The 16,394-nt window shown below is 53.8% G+C and carries 13 protein-coding genes; 4 read left to right on the top strand and 9 right to left on the bottom strand.

All coding sequences use genetic code 11. The features are described 5' to 3' along the window. Positions 1-69: 69 nt before the first annotated feature. Positions 70-939 carry a pentapeptide repeat-containing protein gene (locus KI379_RS10840; protein ID WP_076166617.1) on the top strand — a complete coding sequence of 290 codons (870 nt, stop codon included), beginning with the start codon at positions 70-72 and terminating at the stop codon, positions 937-939. Positions 940-1,012: 73 nt separating this feature from the next. On the opposite strand, the gene KI379_RS10835 is transcribed toward KI379_RS10840, so the two are convergent. The 3 genes from KI379_RS10835 to KI379_RS10825 form a co-directional block, all read right to left on the bottom strand. Beyond that, entirely contained in the window at positions 1,013-1,324 is a 312-nt protein-coding gene (locus KI379_RS10835) for a hypothetical protein (RefSeq protein WP_076166622.1), read from the bottom strand. 244 nt (positions 1,325-1,568) lie between these two features. Next, the gene (gene proP / locus KI379_RS10830; protein WP_076166626.1) at positions 1,569-3,068 is read right to left on the bottom strand and encodes a glycine betaine/L-proline transporter ProP; all 1,500 of its coding nucleotides are present in this window, start codon (positions 3,066-3,068) and stop codon (positions 1,569-1,571) included. A gap of 161 nt (positions 3,069-3,229) precedes the next feature. After that, the gene (locus KI379_RS10825) at positions 3,230-3,997 is read right to left on the bottom strand and encodes an arylamine N-acetyltransferase family protein (RefSeq protein ID WP_212983546.1); all 768 of its coding nucleotides are present in this window, start codon (positions 3,995-3,997) and stop codon (positions 3,230-3,232) included. A gap of 205 nt (positions 3,998-4,202) precedes the next feature. On the opposite strand from KI379_RS10825, the gene KI379_RS10820 reads away from it, so the two are divergent. After that, positions 4,203-4,631 (top strand): hypothetical protein, encoded by a 429-nt coding sequence (locus KI379_RS10820; protein ID WP_212983545.1) that lies wholly within the window; start codon positions 4,203-4,205, stop codon positions 4,629-4,631. Between the two features lie 24 nt (positions 4,632-4,655). On the opposite strand, the gene KI379_RS10815 is transcribed toward KI379_RS10820, so the two are convergent. The 6 genes from KI379_RS10815 to KI379_RS10790 form a co-directional block, all read right to left on the bottom strand. Further along, positions 4,656-6,329 (bottom strand): extracellular solute-binding protein, encoded by a 1,674-nt coding sequence (locus tag KI379_RS10815; RefSeq protein ID WP_306433660.1) that lies wholly within the window; start codon positions 6,327-6,329, stop codon positions 4,656-4,658. 23 nt (positions 6,330-6,352) lie between these two features. Continuing rightward, positions 6,353-8,701 (bottom strand): helix-turn-helix domain-containing protein, encoded by a 2,349-nt coding sequence (locus KI379_RS10810; RefSeq protein WP_244879251.1) that lies wholly within the window; start codon positions 8,699-8,701, stop codon positions 6,353-6,355. A gap of 240 nt (positions 8,702-8,941) precedes the next feature. Beyond that, positions 8,942-10,066: a glycoside hydrolase family 88 protein gene (locus KI379_RS10805; RefSeq protein WP_212983543.1), complete on the bottom strand. Its 1,125-nt coding sequence runs from the start codon at positions 10,064-10,066 to the stop codon at positions 8,942-8,944. A 48-nt stretch (positions 10,067-10,114) separates the two neighbouring features. Further along, the gene (locus tag KI379_RS10800; protein ID WP_076169368.1) at positions 10,115-10,939 is read right to left on the bottom strand and encodes a carbohydrate ABC transporter permease; all 825 of its coding nucleotides are present in this window, start codon (positions 10,937-10,939) and stop codon (positions 10,115-10,117) included. Positions 10,940-11,006: 67 nt separating this feature from the next. Then, positions 11,007-11,930, bottom strand: coding sequence for an ABC transporter permease (locus tag KI379_RS10795; protein WP_076166645.1), 924 nt, complete (start codon positions 11,928-11,930; stop codon positions 11,007-11,009). A gap of 58 nt (positions 11,931-11,988) precedes the next feature. Continuing rightward, positions 11,989-13,614 carry an extracellular solute-binding protein gene (locus KI379_RS10790; RefSeq protein ID WP_212983542.1) on the bottom strand — a complete coding sequence of 542 codons (1,626 nt, stop codon included), beginning with the start codon at positions 13,612-13,614 and terminating at the stop codon, positions 11,989-11,991. Positions 13,615-13,925: 311 nt separating this feature from the next. Between KI379_RS10790 and KI379_RS10785 the strand changes: the two genes are divergently transcribed. Together KI379_RS10785 and KI379_RS10780 are read left to right on the top strand one after the other, a co-directional pair. Continuing rightward, the gene (locus tag KI379_RS10785) at positions 13,926-15,116 is read left to right on the top strand and encodes a cytochrome P450 family protein (protein WP_212983541.1); all 1,191 of its coding nucleotides are present in this window, start codon (positions 13,926-13,928) and stop codon (positions 15,114-15,116) included. A gap of 85 nt (positions 15,117-15,201) precedes the next feature. Next, positions 15,202-16,392 carry a styrene monooxygenase/indole monooxygenase family protein gene (locus tag KI379_RS10780; RefSeq protein WP_076166655.1) on the top strand — a complete coding sequence of 397 codons (1,191 nt, stop codon included), beginning with the start codon at positions 15,202-15,204 and terminating at the stop codon, positions 16,390-16,392. The last annotated feature ends 2 nt before the right edge of the window (positions 16,393-16,394 follow it).

Raw genomic sequence — 16,394 nt, 5'->3', positions numbered from 1 at the left:
CAATTTATTGTAAGATAACGATAGGTAAAAAGAAAACCGGACTGATTTGACATGAAGGAGATATCAACATTGAGTGAACCAAACCCTTATCATTTTGAAGACTTAGGAGACTTCGGACGAGCTGCCCTGAAGGCAGACTGCGAGAAATGCTTCGGCCTGTGCTGCGTTTCCCTCCCTTTTGCTGCCTCATCCGACTTTGCCATGGACAAGCAGGCGGGAGAGCCCTGCCGCCATTTGCAATCCGATTTCCGCTGCGGTATTCATAACAGCCTGCGCCAAAAGGGATTTCGCGGATGTACCGTTTATGACTGTTTCGGGGCCGGACAAAAAGTTTCCCAGTTTACTTATAGCGGCATAGACTGGCGCCAAGCGCCGGAGACGGCGAAGCAAATGTTCGAAGTGTTTCCCGTCATGCGTCAGCTGCACGAGCTTCTGGCCTATTTAAGCGAAGCGCTAAGCCATGCAGACGCCCACCTGATCCACGAGGAGCTTCGAACGCAGCTGCACGAAACGCAGCGTCTCACCGAACTTCCGCCAAAAGAAATATTGAAGCTGGATATTCCCGCTCACCGGGCCGAAGTAAACCTCCTGCTCCTTAAGACCAGTGAACTCGTTCGGGAGGAGGCACGCCGACGTTACAAGGGACCGTCTTCTCGTAAGAACCTGAAGGGACGCGGGGCGGATCTGATCGGCGCCAAGCTGAAAGGCGCCGATCTCAAATTCCAGAGCTTTAGAGGCGCATATTTGATCGCGGCGGACCTTCGGGACGCAGACCTCCGGATCACGGATCTCATCGGCGCCGACTTCCGGGACGCAGACATCCGCGGCGCGGACTTGAGCGGAAGCCTTTTTCTGACCCAGTTCCAGATCAATGCTGCCAAAGGGAACGCAGCTACGAAAATTCCGGCAGCTTTGGAGCGACCTTTTCACTGGACCTAGAGCCTGCCAAGAGTGCACAAAATAAAACAACCGCTGGAACCTCGTTGTCCCAGCGGTTAATTATTATTGGATATTAGGCGCGTTCTCCACGCAAATCGGGGAGGGACGGCTCAAAGGAACTGATAAATACGTCCTTCTGCTTCTTCTTGTTGTTCTTCTTCATGACACCAAACAGCGTAATGACAGCATACATCGGCACCACGTAGTAGAAAATCAGAATCAGATAGAACAAGCCGCCAGAGCTCAAATGCATTCCGGACGCAATCGCAAGACCCGTGAGCAGCAATGTATTCATGACGTTGGCAATCAACACCTCGTGCTTCTTCCCGAAGAACAACACACCGATCAACGCAGCGGTAAACACACTCAGCAGTAAAAAGGTCATGATGAATTCCTCCTTAAAAACATTGGATGCTATATCATACGCTATGGATCAGCGATGATTCACAATTTCGACAAATTGCTTTCACAATTTAGACACAATTAGATTACCTCAAAGATAACATATTTAAACACAGTTGAAAAGGCTTTCACAAAAATATTTGGAAAAAGAAGCAAAAAAGACGCCGGAACCCTTGTTCCAGCGCCTTTTTTAGATGTATATATTTCATAACGAAATCCTTATTTCCTTAACGTGTCGGATCTGAATCGGACAGCTGATCGTGGATGGCCGACTGCTCCTCATGCCACCACAGCGCTTCCTCCGGCTCTTGAAGCACCTCATGAACTTCGTGCGGCTTCTCCACCGCGGGCGCAGAACCGCGCAGTGACCGGCCCGAGGTCTCGGTGAACCACATGGTCACGATGACGAAGCCGATAAGCGACACCGCGATCAAATAATACGCCGGAACCAGGGGCTCCCCGGTCAGATTGATCAGCCAAGCCATGACAAGTGGAGTGGTCCCGCCGAACAGGGATGCTGAAATATTATAAGTAATCGCCAGGGCTCCATATCGGACCTTGGTAAAAAACAAAGCCGGAAGCACGGACGGCATGGTGCCTTCAAAGCAGGTCAGCAGCACGGCGAGGCACAGCAGACCGAGAAAGACCATCCCTCCCTTACCGCTGCCGATCCACCAAAACGCCGGCAGCGAGAGCACGATCAGCCCCAGCAGACCGCCTTGGATGATGCGCTTGTTCCCGATCCGGTCGCTGAAGTAACCCATGAACAGCACAATCGGGATCATGATGAACATGACAATAAGGATGAGCAGCAGCCCTTCCGTTTCCCCATAACCGAGCACCGCGGTAAGATGCGATGGCATGTATGACAATACCATATAGTCAACGACATTGAAGGAACACACCATGACGATGCAAAGCAGGACGACTCTCCACTGAACCTTTAGCAGTTCCCGGAAAGGTACCTTCTGCCTCCCTTCATCCTGGGCTGCTTTCTCCATCGCCTCAAAGGCGGGGGTTTCTTCGAGATGATTCCGCAGGTACAGGCCGACCAAGCCGATCGGAGCCGCGATAAAAAAAGGAATCCTCCAGCCCCATGCCAGCATCCGGTCGGGTCCAAGCAGGTAGCTAAGCAGCGTCACCAACCCGGATCCGGCAATGTACCCCACCAGGGTGCCCACTTCCAGACCGCTCGCCATAAATCCGCGGCGCTTGTCGGGCGTGGATTCGGCAATGAAGGTCATGGCGCCCGAATACTCTCCCCCGGTGGAGAAGCCCTGGACCAGGCGGGCCAGCAGCAGCAGCACCGAAGCGGTAATGCCGATCGATGCGTAGCTCGGGATGAGGCCGATGCACAGCGTCGACACCGCCATCATGACCAACGTGATGGTGAGCACCTTTTTCCGGCCAAGCCTGTCCCCCAGCCTCCCAAAAAACAAACCGCCGAACGGCCTGACGAGAAAGGCGATGGAAAACGTGGCAAAGGTATAAATCAGTTGGATGGAACCCGTCATCTCCGGGAAAAACACCTTGCCCATAATGACGGCCAAATAAGAGTAGATCCCGAAGTCGAACCATTCCATGGCATTTCCCAATGCGGTGGCGACGACGGCCTTCTTGGCGTTGCCGGTGTCCACGACCGTGATATCGTCCTTATGAAGCCGGGGTCCGGATTTTTTTCGGAAAGGCAGCGCCCATTTACTTTTCTCGTGATTGTTGCTGTCCATAATCGAAGACTCCTCTGCAAGCGAAAATACCTTGACCAAACTAGTATTCGCCCGAAGCCTTACACCAATTCATCGATGAGCCGGCCAGCCCCCTTCGTTAACGTAGTCAGTCTTCTTGGCCTCAATACAGGCTACTCACGAGACCGGCTGATAATGAACCGTCATTCCTTCCATTCAATATGGAACAGCTCACGCAGCACCTGCCCAATCTGTTCCGGCTCGACATCCTCTTTAGATTTCATCTCTCCGTTTACCAGGGTTAAAGAGTTTCCGCTCAGCGTAACGCGTCCCTGCTCCGTCTGAATCATTGCCACCCGTATTTTATTGAATTTCGATTCGTGCCCGTACTGCGTCATATCGAACACCGCTTTGAAATCTTCCAGCAGCCGCGGCTCCCTGTCCAACTGGTACAGCATCTCCCACTCCTCTGGGGTTTCCTTCTCCAAAACAAATCGGTCCTGCTCTTCTGAATATGGACGTATGCGCCATTTTCCATCCCAGTCCTCAGTCCATTCGCCGTTCAGCGGAACCGGCACTCGGGGGCTTCGGCCGCCAAAACCAACATCCACGAGGTAATCTCCACCCGGAAGGTGAACGACATTTACGGCATGGGTTCCGTCGATAAACCAACCTTCCTCCTGCTTGACGGTACAGGCAGCCATCGATACGCTGAATCCAAGCGCTTTGAGAAGGTTGTGAATCAACCCGTTCAATTCGTAGCATACGCCTCCGCGCCGGCCTTCAATGATCTTGTTGAAGAGAATGTCCGGATTCATCGATAATGGGACCCCATCCATGATATCTAGGTTTTCAAAAGGAATATGCATGACGTGCCGATATTGCAGTTCACGCAGGAGCTTCAGATCGGGAATGATGTCGATGTGATAGGTCATACCCAGTTTGCTCATGTATTTTTGCAGGTTAAACATTCTTCTCTCCTCATTTCGGAATGTGAAATCTTGATTAGAAACGGGCTGATTTATGTGCGATTACAAAAAATCCATTACTAATAAGGTACAGGGAGCGATCTCCCGGGACAATGCGAATTTATCACAGCTGTACCGGTACAGCTTGCCTATCCGTCAACGCAATGAAGCCCAGCGAACCGCTGGACTAATTGGGAGATGAACCTGCATGCGCTATTTTTTAAAATTGAATGTGATGAGCTGTATTTACGCTTTCCTCTTTTTCCTCCATGCGGAAAGTTTGGTCAACGTGTACAGGCTGGAAAGAATCACGAATTGGACTGGCATCTATCATGCATTGAGCTGGGCGAATCTGGCCCTGCTCGCTATCTCACTATTCCTTTGCTATTGGCTGAGCAAGCGCCTCGTTTCCGGCCGTAAATCCGCTTATGCCGCTGCCGTTCTGTGGATCCCGTATTTCATCCTGTGGATTTGGGGCTTCAGCATGGTGTTTCCGCTGACGAATCCGGGAGATGACCCCGCTCCGGTCACCGGCTTGATATTCATGTTCGAAATGATTGTGTTTCCGTTCTATATTGCCTTTAACACGTTCTTGTCAGCGCAGTTGCCGGCTATCAGGAAAGGCATAAAATCGTAGGTTTCGGGACAGCCCGTTCCACGGTCAACCGGAGGTGTTCCCGCCTGTTTTGGATACGGATGCGCGATAACGGTCCAGCGCCTGCTGCTCAATACCGATGGCACGCTGGATATCCATCAGCCGGATTTTTTTCACGTATTCATCAAAAGCGGATACCGGCTCCATGCCCATAATGATCTTCAACGACATTTCGGTTACGGCCTTGTTGACTTCCTGCATGATCACCGCCAGCTCGGTGCTCTCCTTCTCCGTGGTCGGAAGCGCAGGCAGTGTATGAAGCGCCGCATCCGTGTCGGACCACACCCGGACCGCCTCCTTCTGCTCCGGAAGGGAATAATACTGTTCCATGTAACGGATATCCTGGACGAAAGGTCCGAAATAACTTGCCCTGGTGTACATCGCCAGCGCCTGTGACGGCGCCAGCTTATCCGGGTTGTGCAAAATAACGTCCGTATACACCGGATACCCGTCCTTCATTTCGTAGCTGACCCCTTCGATGCCGAAATTAAAGAGCAGATGTCCTTCCGGTCCGTACCCGTAGTCCAACATCTTGACCGCTTCTTCGACATGCTTGCTCTTCGCGGAAATCGCCACCCCGCTGGATCCGACAGCCGGGGCCAGCTGCCCGAATTCGGGTCGGTCCCCGCGTTGAAGCACCGGATAGGGCGCCGGAACGAGCTCCACCGACGGATCCTGCGCTTTCATAACAGGCAGCCACGTGCCGATGCCGGCGCCCGCATTCCAAATACCAGCACCGCTCCGGCTCAGGATCATGCTCGTGTCCTGCGTTTCAGAGTCCACGGCAGCAAAGTTCGGGTCGATCAGCCCTTCCGCGTACCACTGCCGGAACAGTGTCAGAAATTGTTTATACCCCGGCTCAACCGGGCCGAACTTGACTTTTCCCTCCTCTTGGTAAAAGCCTTTCTTAATTCCGAATGCGCCGATAAACCCTCCGCCCTCGATGCCAAAGAGCGGATTCGGTACGCCAAGGAAAGTAAGCGGCGCTTCGGCGCCTTTTTTTTCCTTGAACGCCTTGAGCACCGTATGCCAATCGTCGATCGTCACAGGCACGTCCAGGCCCAGCTCATCCAGCCAATCCTTGCGGATAATCGGTCCCTGGTAAGTCCGCAGCTTGTCGTCTCCCTGGATAAACGGGAATGCGTAGTAGCTGCCCCCGGCTGTACGGATTTGCATATCGATATCGGGATGCGCCTTCAGGTACCGCTTCAAGTTCGGGGCGTACTGATCGATGGCTTCGTTCAGGCGTATAATATAGCCGTCGTTGATCGCCTTCTCCGGTCCCCCCGGATAATTGATCCATTCATACTCCATCATATCCGGCAGATCGCCTGATGCCAGCAGCACGCTGATCGCTTCCTTCGCCTGGTTGGCCGGAGGCTGGATGAACGTCAGCTGGACGCCGGTTCTCCGCTGCCATTCCTGAAAAAACGGCACCTGGTTAAAGGTGGACTTGATCCCCGCCGCGTTGCCGTTCAGTTCAGCCCAATAGGTCAGCTTGGCATCCGAGGCGGACGAACCTTTGCCTCCTCCCGCCATCAGCGTTGTTTCGGCAGTCGGCAGTGAACTTGCCGTCTGCGTCATCCGCTCACGATCGCAAGCCGGCAGTACCGCCATCAGCAGGACCATGAAAGCCAGCCATCCCCACACCGCCGCTCTCCCTTTACCTTTCCACTTCATAGGTACCTCCCGAAAATAAAACATCAAATAATTTCTTTGTACTTGCCTGGCGTAATACCTTCGTATTTTTTGAACACCCGGATGAAGGTCGCGGGGTCGTTGTACCCGATCTGCCTGGATATCTCGCTGACCGACTCGGGCTTGGTCCGCATCAGCCGTTTCGCCTGCTCGATCCGGTATTTATGAATGCTGTCCAGTATGCCTTCGCCCGTCTGGGTCTTATACAGCTTCGACAGATAGCTCCCCTTCAGCTGAAAATGCTCGCCGATCGCGTTGACGTTTAAGTTCATGTCCATGTAATTCGCTTGGATATACTGGTGGACTTCCTCAATCAGGTTCCGCAGGGAATCCTCCCGCTCCCTGGATACGTGGGACGAACGTTTAGCTGATGCGTAGGCACACACTTCCTGAAGGAGGGACTGCAGCTTCTCCTGCATTTCCCGAAGCGTGCCGCATGCCATAATATCGTCGATCCAGCGCGGGTTGTCAGCAAGCGTGATGCCGCCGCTCCCTTCGCCCAGCTCGTTGATCGCCTTGATCATCGTCCCGACGAGATTGAACATCAGGCATCTTGCCAGTGTGAGCGGCATGACAGGCTTGTCCAGATTTTTCTCAATGATCTCGTTCATACACGATGCGGCTTCATCCAGGTCCCCCGCCTTGATCACATTAATCAGCTGCTGCTCGATTTGAAGCGGATAATAATAGCCGTAACCGATGTCTGCTGTGCTGTCGGCACGGATGTCCTCGTATGCGATGATCCCTTTTTTGCCGAGGACCATTTTGTATTCCATCGCGTCGACCGCCTCCCGGTACGCCTCGGAGATGCCGATCCAGGAAGCATGGCGTCCGCTCAGTGAGATGGTCAGTTCCATGTCATACCGTTCCAGAAACCGCTGCGCCTCGGCCGCGATCTCATGAAGATCGTGCTCCCACCCGGAAGTATCCGCTTTCAAATTGACAAGGCAGGCCATCATGTCATCCGTTTCGACCACATACCCTGCATGTCCCTGCTTTTCCGCCAGCTCTTCCACAACATTGGATATGATCAGATGGATCAGCTTACTCCGTTCATTCATGTCGATGCCCGGCAAAAATTCGTACAGCTTGTCTTCGTTCTCGATCACGAACAGAATGACGGCAAATTCCGTGGATACCTGCTTCATCTGAAATGAGCGAAATGCCTCCTCATAGGGTACCAGCGTATCCGGTTTGCCTTTCAGCAGCCGGTTGAGCATGTTAGACCTCAGTACCTGCTGGTGCTTCTGCAGCTGCATGGAAATCTCGTCATTTTCAGTGCGGGTGCGGGTGACGACTTTCTGGATGAACCGGAACTCGTTCGCATCGGCATAACTACGGTCGGTGTTCTCATCCTTGAGGGACTCGACCAGCTGCTGTACAGGCGAATAGTTGCGGCGCATAAAAAACCAGGTCAGAACGCCGGCACCCGCCAGGCTTACGAGTATGCTGACATACGTAAAATTACGGACATATTCCGCCTTTTCCCAATAGATTCCGCTCGGGATGATCAGGGCGTACTTCAGGTCCGAGACAGAGGAGTTGATTGAGAACAGTTCCGACGTTCCAGCCTGCGCGGAATCCGTTTGAATCCGCTTACCATTCAGAAATGGCGACAGCTCCTCCGAATCCGGATGGTTGGACATCAGAATCTCGTTGTTATGGTTTAAAATGAGCAGCGTCGCTCCGCTGAAACCCGAAATGCCCTCCACCGCTTTCTGGAACCGGCGGGTATCGGACATGACCACTACGCTGCCTGTGCTCCGTCCGTTCATGTCTTTCGGCAGCTGCGTAATATAGGCGATTGACGTGTGTTCATCAGCCGCATTGGCATGGGGAAGCACGATGAAGGAATTGCTTACCCCATTCAATACTTCGCTCTTCCATTCGTCGAATGTGAGCGCACCGGTTTGGTGAATTGTATAGAAGGCGGATTTCAAGTCGCGGATATTGCCGGACCTGTACACCGAGCCGTCCCGTCTGGAAACAACGTAAAACTCGTCAATGGAAGCATACGACGTTTTAAACAGCCTGAATTCATTCACCAGCTGGTATGCCGTGTACGGCACTTCCTGAGCCGGGATGCTGGAATACATCAGATGCTGCAAATTCGGGCTCCATGTCATTTCCATATTCAACCGCTTCATCAGATCGATCTGATTATCGATCGTGTACCTCATCTGCTTCAGGAGCGAATCGTTGGCCCGGTGGATTTCGCTCTTCAGCGCATGGCTGGCCTGGGCATAGATCACCAGGCTGATGACGATCGGAACAAACAGCACCGCGCTGTATGATACGAGCCAGGTGACAATGATGCTCTCCCGTTTCCGCCATAGGTTTTGAATGTTCAGCAAAAGACCATCACCCATACTTCAATAGTTTGTCTCGATTGATTAGACACCCATTATATCGAATATCGCCCGGGATGCGTATAGATAAAAAGTGCAATCCGGTTGATAAAAAGCGTAAAATCACCTGACTGGATGCGGAATTAACGCGAAAAAGCCTCGGGAGACCTCACGGTCTACCCAGGCTCATGCGGATGAATGGACAGGCGGTCATGCATCCTGCATCAACTCGCTATTCGTATCTTTTTAAAAGATCCGGTGCTTCCATCCGTTCAGTTTGGCGGCCGCCTCAATAAAAAAGTAGTCGCCGTAAATGAGAGAGACGTCCACGTTTTGTGATACCGGCTTATGGCCGGTTCCGTGCAGCAGGACGGCCTCATGATCCGGATCATTCCATGTTCCGTACGCCGTGTACAGGGAATGCAGAATCCGCTGCGCGGCATCAAGATATCCCCTTCCCCGGATATCGCCAAGCACCTCCGCGAGCTCCAGCAATCCGGACGCTGCGATGGCGCCGGCCGAGCTGTCTCGCACGATGCCGCCCTCGGCCTCCACGGCTTCCGCACGAAAATCCCAGTACGGCACGGCATCCTCGGGCAGATGCGCGATAAAAAAGTTCGCCACCCGCTGGGCTGCCGCAAGGTAATCCGGACGGTCCGTATAACGATACGCATTCGTTAGACCGTATAGTGCCCAGGCCGCCCCCCGGCTCCAGGCCGAATCCGGCGTAAAGCCCTGTCCGCCGATCGCTTCCGCGGCTTCGCCGGTTTCAGCATCAAACCGGATGATATGATGCACGGACCCGTCCGCTCGGACGAAATGGCGGACGACCGTATCCGCATGCTGCCCTGCGATATGTGCATACCGCGGGTCTCCGCTCTCTTCCGATGCCCAGAACAACAGCGACAGATTCATCATCGTATCGATGATCGACCAGCCGGTCTTGTCGCCGTTCCAAGCGCGGATGAACCGGCCGGCAGGGTTGAAGCGCCCTGCCAGGAAACCGGCGGCAAGGAGCGCGCGTCTTGCCGCGTCTTCGTCTCCGGTCAGCTTATGCTTGATGACTGCGGTCGGCAAAAACTGAAAACCGACGTCATGATCATAATGATTAGGGGCGAGCCACAGCTCCGACAACCGTTCATCCCAGTTCCAGGCAGCCTCCCGGTATTTATCCTCACCGGTCATGTCGTACATCAGCCACAGCATCCCCGGCCAAAAGCCCGAAGTCCACCAATCGATCCGCATATCATCGTATTTTCCGTCTTGGCCTGCGGCATGCGGCGATTTGTCTCCGATTCGTTCCAGCATTTGTCCCGCCTTGCGGACGATCTGCCGCCACATCTCCTGCTTAACTGTTTCACAGTCCTTCATGCGAAGACCTCCTTGATCTGAACAACATCTGTTTCGCAGTTACATGCATCAGCCCTTCAGCGAGCCGACCATGACTCCTTTCACGAAAAACCGCTGCAGGAACGGATACACGCACAGAATAGGCACGGTCGCCACCATAATCGTTGCGTATTTGATCGTTTCCCCGATTTGGAACCGGTCTCCCGCCGAAGCGCCCGATGACATGCTGTCGGTCGAGTTGGAGATCAGAATTTCGCGCAGCACCAGCTGCAGGGGAAACAGGTTTCTGTCTTTGATAAACACCGACGCGTAGAACCATCCGTTCCACTTGTCCACCGCATAATAGAGAATCATGACAGCGATGACTGGCATGGACAACGGGATGATAATCCGGAACAAAATGGTGAAATGATTCGCGCCGTCGATTTTGGCCGATTCCTCCAGGCTGTCCGGAATGCCCATGAAGGCCGTGCGCATGATGATCAGGTTAAACGTGCTGACGGCGAACGGAACGATCGTGGACCACAGCGTGTCCAGCAGTCCCACGCCTTTGACGACGAGATACAACGGGATCAGACCGCCGCTGAAGAACATGGTGAACACGATAATGAACATGAACACCTTGTTCCACATCACGTTTTTGCGCGACAGGACATAAGCGCCCATCGAGGTGAGCAGCAGATTTACCGCTACCCCGAATACCAGAATGAACAGTGTATTGCGAAAACCGATGCCGATGCCCGGGTTGTCCAGCACGCTCTTATAGGCGTCGAGGCTGAAGCCGAGCGGACGCCACAGAAAGCCCTTGTGGCCGAGCAGCCGGGCCGAATCGCTGAACGAAGCGAACAATACATACACCAGCGGATACAAGGTCACGACGACCAGAAAAATCATCAGGGCATAATTGATGACATTGAATATGCGGTCACCCCAACCGCTCTCTGTTTTCAAGCTTACCACCTCACCATAGGCTGTTTTGGCTCACCCTCCGGCTGATGGCGTTGGCCGTAATCAGGAGGACGAGATTGATGACCGAGTTGAACAAACCGACGGCGGAACTGTAGCTCCAGCCGAACTCCAGCAGGCCCTTGCGGTATACGAAGGAGGAGATGACGTCCGCCGTTTCGTACGTAACCGGGTTATATAGAAGAATGATCTTTTCAAACCCGACGTTGAGCAGGTTCCCCATCCGGAGAATGAACATGATCATAATGGTCGGCAGCAGCCCGGGCAGCGTAATGTACAGCATCTGCTTCAAACGGCTGGCCCCGTCGATCCGGGCTGCTTCGTACTGCTCCAGATCAATGCTCATGAGCGCAGCGATATAAATGATCGATTCCCAGCCGATCCGCTGCCAGATTTCAGACAGCACGTAAATGGGCCGGAACAGATCGGGCTTTTGCAGCATGGCCTGGCCATCATAGCCCAGGAACATGAACAGGCGGTTGATGAGCCCATCCGCGTTCGTAAAATCGGTGATGATGCCGCAAATGACGACGAGCGAAATAAAATACGGCATATACGTGATCGTCTGGACGACGCGTTTGAATTTCTTCTTGCGTACTTCGTTGATCAGGAGTGCCAGTATGATCGGCGCCGGAAACTCAAAAACCAGCGTATAGAGGCTGATCAAGATCGTATTTTTTAAAATTCTCCAAAAATAGTAGCTGCCGAAAAAGTCATGAAAATGCTTCAATCCGACCCAGTCGCTGCCCAGAATGCCCTTCATGGGCGAATAATCTTTGAACGCGATCAGCGCCCCGTACATAGGTGCATAATGAAAGACCAAATAATAGGCGATCACCGGCAGCATCATGATGTATAAATACTTGTTGAGCACAAAATCACGAACGAGCCGGCTTCGAAACGATTGCCGATTTGCCATGCCTGAAGTTCACCTCGATTATATTAGGGGGAGAGCAAGCTCTCCCCTTCCCTTGTGCTTACCGGCTGTTGTAACGCTGCAGCGCCGCCGTTTGAATTTCGATCGCCCGGTCCAATCCCAGCGACTTCATCTTGGCGACATAACTGTCATATTGATCGACCGGCTCGGAGCCGAGAATGATCTTGATCGTCATTTCATCCACCAGCGTGTTGATATCATTCATGATGGTGGCATACTCGGAGCTTTCATCCGGCGTCGGCGTAATGGATGGCAGGTTGTACTTCGCCGCATCGGTGTTTTTCCAAACCTCCACCGCATCCCTCTGCGTCTGGAGCGCAAAAAACTGCTCCGCGTAACGCTTATCCTGCACGAACGGCCCGTTATAGCTGCTGCGAGCATACAGGGATATCGCCTGTGCGGGAGCGAGCTTGTCCGGATTTTTCATCAAGAGATCGGTGAATTTCGGATAGCCGTTCTCCATGTTGTAGCTGACGCCTTCCTCACCGAAGTTGAAGAACATATGTCCTTCCTCGCTGTACCCGTAATCGAGCATACGCACCGCGAGCGCGGGATCTTTCGCTGCGGTCGTGACCGCTACCGTTCCTTCGGACGCGTAGGCCTGGTTCAGCTGTCCGAATTTGGGCTTGTCCCCTTTGTTCAGCACCGGATAAGGCGCCGCAACAAGCACGGCTTTCGGATCGTTTGCCTCAACGAGCGGCTGCCATTTGCCGATGCCTCCTCCGGCGTTGCCGATCGTGGCCCCGGTAGCGCCGGATGCCATGTTGCCGTCGACTGCCTTCGTGTCCGCCGTCGCGATGTTTTTGTCGATCAAGCCTTCTTTATACCAGTCATGGAACAGTTTCAAATACTCTTTAAAGCCGGGCTCAGCGGGGCCGAATTTGACCTTCCCGTCTTCCTGATAGAACCCGCGGTTCACACCGAAGGCACCAATAAATGCGCCGTTGCCGGATTCATTGAAAAAGCGCGGCTTGCTCACTACCGAAAACGGTGCGGCCGCCCCTTTTTTCTCTTTGAAGGCTCTCAGCGTCGCCGTCCATTCATCGATCGTTTCCGGCACCGGCAGACCCAGCTCATCCAGCCAGTCCTTCCGGATAATCGGTCCCTGGAATACGCGCAGGTATTCGTCGCCCCGGATGAACGGGAAAGCGTAATAGCTGCCGCTGTCCGTTTTGACCATTTTGTCGATGTCGGGATGCTCCTGAAGGTACTTTTTCAGGTTTGGAGCATACTTGTCGATCAGATCGTTCAGCTTCAAAATGTAACCGTCCTTGATCGCCTTTTCCGGTCCGCCGGGAAAATCGCCGATAAAGTTGTATTCGATCATATCCGGCAAATCCCCCGAGGCCAGCATGACGTTGAAGGCTTCCTTAACTTGGCCGGTCGGCGGCGCGGTGAACTCGAGCGGTATCCCGGTTTTTTCCTGCCATTTCTGAAAGAAAGGAATTTCGTCATGCGTCGCCTTGATTCCGACCAGGTTGCCGTTGATCTCACCCCAGTAGGACAGCTTCTCATCGGTTTTTAATGGGTAGGTGGCCGATTCGGCCGCTCCTCCCGGACTTGCCCCCTTTGCCGCATCTTCGCCGCTCTTGCCGCCGGATGAACAGCCCGCCAGCACACTGCCCAGCATCGCGATGATCAGACCCGCAGCTGCGATTTTTCTCATGCCTACAACCTCCATTTGATATGTGGTGAATCTTGCCCTTTCAGACTATCGAAGCAGCGTTCCACCGGATATGAGCAGAAAATACAAAACGATGTTCTTTTTTCATGCGGCTGATGACGATTTCTCCAATCGAATGAACAAAAACGGGAAACATTGTCGAAAAACTACCGTTTTGATGTTGTTATCCGAAGAAATACAGGAAGGGCTGCATAGGTTGATATAGAGGCTAAAACGCGATTTTGGATATCGTTCCCATATTCTTTTATAATGAAAGGGCAATCTATCATTTTTTCGAGAGGAGTCCATTGTCTATGCATGCAAGCGAAACTCCGAAAAATGCGTTGTTTACAAGCGACTTTACCCGCAATCCTTACCCCGTGTACGAGAAACTGCGTCAAAGCGATCCCGTTGTGAAAGTCATGCTTCCGAACGGGCAAACCGGCTGGCTCATCAGCACCTACGAGGATGCGGCGGCCGTGCTGAAAGATCCGAGGTTCATCAAGGACATGACCAAATTCGTCGGGCAGGAGCATCCAAGCGTGTTCTCCAAAAACATGCTGTTCTCCGACCCGCCGGATCACAAACGTCTTCGCGGTCTGGTGCAAAAGGGCTTCACGCCTCAGCGAATCGAAAGCATGCGGGATCATATCCAGGAAATTGCGGACAGGCTTCTGGATGCGGTCTCCGGCAAGGATCGTCTGAACCTTATTGACGATTACGCTTTTCCGCTGCCGATCATCGTCATCAGTGAAATTTTGGGCGTGCCCACGGAGGATCAGGACAAGTTTCGGGTGTGGTCGAACTCTATTATTGAAGCCTCGAATCAGAAAATGGGCGAGGATGTCACCCGTCACATGAACGAATTTATCGCGTATCTAAAAGAATGGTTCGCGAAGGTCCGCGAACAGCCAGGCGACGACATGATCAGCGAGCTGGTGATCGCGGAAAACCAAGGGGACCGGTTAACGGAGGAAGAGCTGTACGGGGTGGTCACGCTAATGATCATCGCCGGTCATGAGACGACGGTCAATTTGATCGGCAACGGCGTGCTGGCCCTGCTCGAATATCCGGAGCAGCGCAAGCTCCTTCAGGACCGGCCGGAACTCATCCAGGGAGCCGTTGAGGAAATGCTCCGGTACAACGGCCCCGTGGAATTCAGCACCTCCCGCTGGGCGTCCGAGGATCTGGAATTCAGGGGCCAGCTATTCCAGCGGGGCGACCTCGTGATCGTCGCGCTCGATGCAGCCAACCGGGATCCGGCCCAGTTTGAGGACCCGGACCTGTTTGACATTACCCGCGGCAAGAGCCCGCATCTGGCGTTCGGCAAAGGAATACACCTGTGCCTTGGCGCCCCGCTCGCCCGCCTGGAGGGAGAGATTGCGGTCAATACGCTGCTGCGGCGTTTTCCCGACTTTGCGCTTGAAGGAGAGATCGGGGATCTGGAATGGAGACCCGGCATGATCGTGCGCGGGGTGAAAGAAATCCCGCTTCGTCTGAGCTAAAATTAGTCAATTGTTCCCTGTTGGTCCATCCGGGCTCGAAGGTATGCTTTTTAAATAGCCCCCAAGATCAAGGAGGAGATCACTCATGAGAACAATCGGCATTATCGGAAGCGGAACGGCTGGACTGCAGCTGGCCTATGCGCTGAAGGACGATTTTGACGTCACGGTGCTTCATCATGAAGAGCCTGATGAGGTCCGCAGCGGAAGAGTCCGTTCGACACAGGTTCATTTCCAGCCGACACTTGCGCGCGAGCGGCGTGTGCACATGCCCGCGAACAGCGATGCGCCGCAGATCCGGACCATTCACTTTCAGCTCGGCGGACAAAAACTGTTTACCGGGCAGTTGACGGGCATCGCCACTTCTACCGATCAGCGCATCCGGTTTGCGGATGCCATGGAGGATTTGGCCAAAGATGGCGTTCGGTTCCGGCATGGACGCATTTCGGCTGGTGATCTGGATGCGCTCGCCGCCTCATTCGATCTGATCATCGACGCAGCCGGCAAAGCGGGACCTGTCGCCTCTTTTCCCGTCGATGAGAGCCTGACGCCCTTCCGGACGCCGCAGCGAAAATGCATCGTCGGTTATTTCTCCGGTATACGTCCGGTCGAGCCCGAAGGCATTTCCATTACGGTGATGCCCGGCACCGGTGAAATGTTCGAGATTCCTGCCGTTACATCAAACGGACGGGCCACAATACTGTTTATTGAAGCGGTTCCGGGCGGAGCACTGGATGCTTTTGTCGGCGTGAAGGGACCGGATGCTTTTGCCGAGCGAATGCTTGGCGTGGTGGAGGAACACCTACCGGAGATTGCCGGGCGGATCGATCCGGCCAAATTCGCGCTGATTGACGACAACGCATATCTGCTCACGGCCGTCACTCCTGCGGTTCACCGCCCGTATGTCATGCATAATGGCACGCTCATCCTGGGTTGCGGAGACAGCGTATTCCTTGCCGACCCGATCACCGGGCAGGGCTGCAATACGGCTTCGTACGCTGCCGAGCAGCTGTACGAGACGCTGCTGGCCCATGCGGATGCCGATTGGGACGAGTCTATCGGCAGCGAATATTGGAACCGGACGCAGCCTTATATCAAGGCCGTGACCGAATGGACCAACGCCATGACCCAGCCGCTGCCGGGACATATTGCCGAGCTTCTGATGCAAGCGGCAGCAGACCAGAATACGGCGGACCGCATAGCCCATTGGTTTGAAGATCCGACGCAAGCGTACCGCAGCTTCTTTGAACAACACAACAGCCAGCCTTTTCCCCGCTAGGG

The sequence above is a fragment of the Paenibacillus cineris genome, assembly GCF_018333335.1.
In the GTDB taxonomy this organism is placed as follows: Bacteria; Bacillota; Bacilli; order Paenibacillales; family Paenibacillaceae; genus Paenibacillus_AQ; species Paenibacillus_AQ favisporus.
Note: the sequence above shows the minus strand (reverse complement) of the source record. Positions and strands in the feature narration are given on the sequence as shown.

Excerpts from the sequence above, each read along its gene's own strand:
- KI379_RS10835 (WP_076166622.1), bottom strand. The coding sequence starts at position 1,324 with ATGACCTTTTTACTGCTGAGTGTGTTTACCGCTGCGTTGATCGGTGTG.
- KI379_RS10825 (WP_212983546.1), bottom strand. The coding sequence starts at position 3,997 with ATGTTTAACCTGCAAAAATACATGAGCAAACTGGGTATGACCTATCAC.
- KI379_RS10780 (WP_076166655.1), top strand. The coding sequence starts at position 15,202 with ATGAGAACAATCGGCATTATCGGAAGCGGAACGGCTGGACTGCAGCTG.
- KI379_RS10820 (WP_212983545.1), top strand. The coding sequence starts at position 4,203 with ATGCGCTATTTTTTAAAATTGAATGTGATGAGCTGTATTTACGCTTTC.
- KI379_RS10805 (WP_212983543.1), bottom strand. The coding sequence starts at position 10,066 with ATGAAGGACTGTGAAACAGTTAAGCAGGAGATGTGGCGGCAGATCGTC.
- KI379_RS10785 (WP_212983541.1), top strand. The coding sequence starts at position 13,926 with ATGCATGCAAGCGAAACTCCGAAAAATGCGTTGTTTACAAGCGACTTT.
- KI379_RS10815 (WP_306433660.1), bottom strand. The coding sequence starts at position 6,329 with ATGAAGTGGAAAGGTAAAGGGAGAGCGGCGGTGTGGGGATGGCTGGCT.
- proP (WP_076166626.1), bottom strand. The coding sequence starts at position 3,068 with ATGGACAGCAACAATCACGAGAAAAGTAAATGGGCGCTGCCTTTCCGA.
- KI379_RS10795 (WP_076166645.1), bottom strand. The coding sequence starts at position 11,930 with ATGGCAAATCGGCAATCGTTTCGAAGCCGGCTCGTTCGTGATTTTGTG.
- KI379_RS10800 (WP_076169368.1), bottom strand. The coding sequence starts at position 10,939 with ATGATTTTTCTGGTCGTCGTGACCTTGTATCCGCTGGTGTATGTATTG.
- KI379_RS10790 (WP_212983542.1), bottom strand. The coding sequence starts at position 13,614 with ATGAGAAAAATCGCAGCTGCGGGTCTGATCATCGCGATGCTGGGCAGT.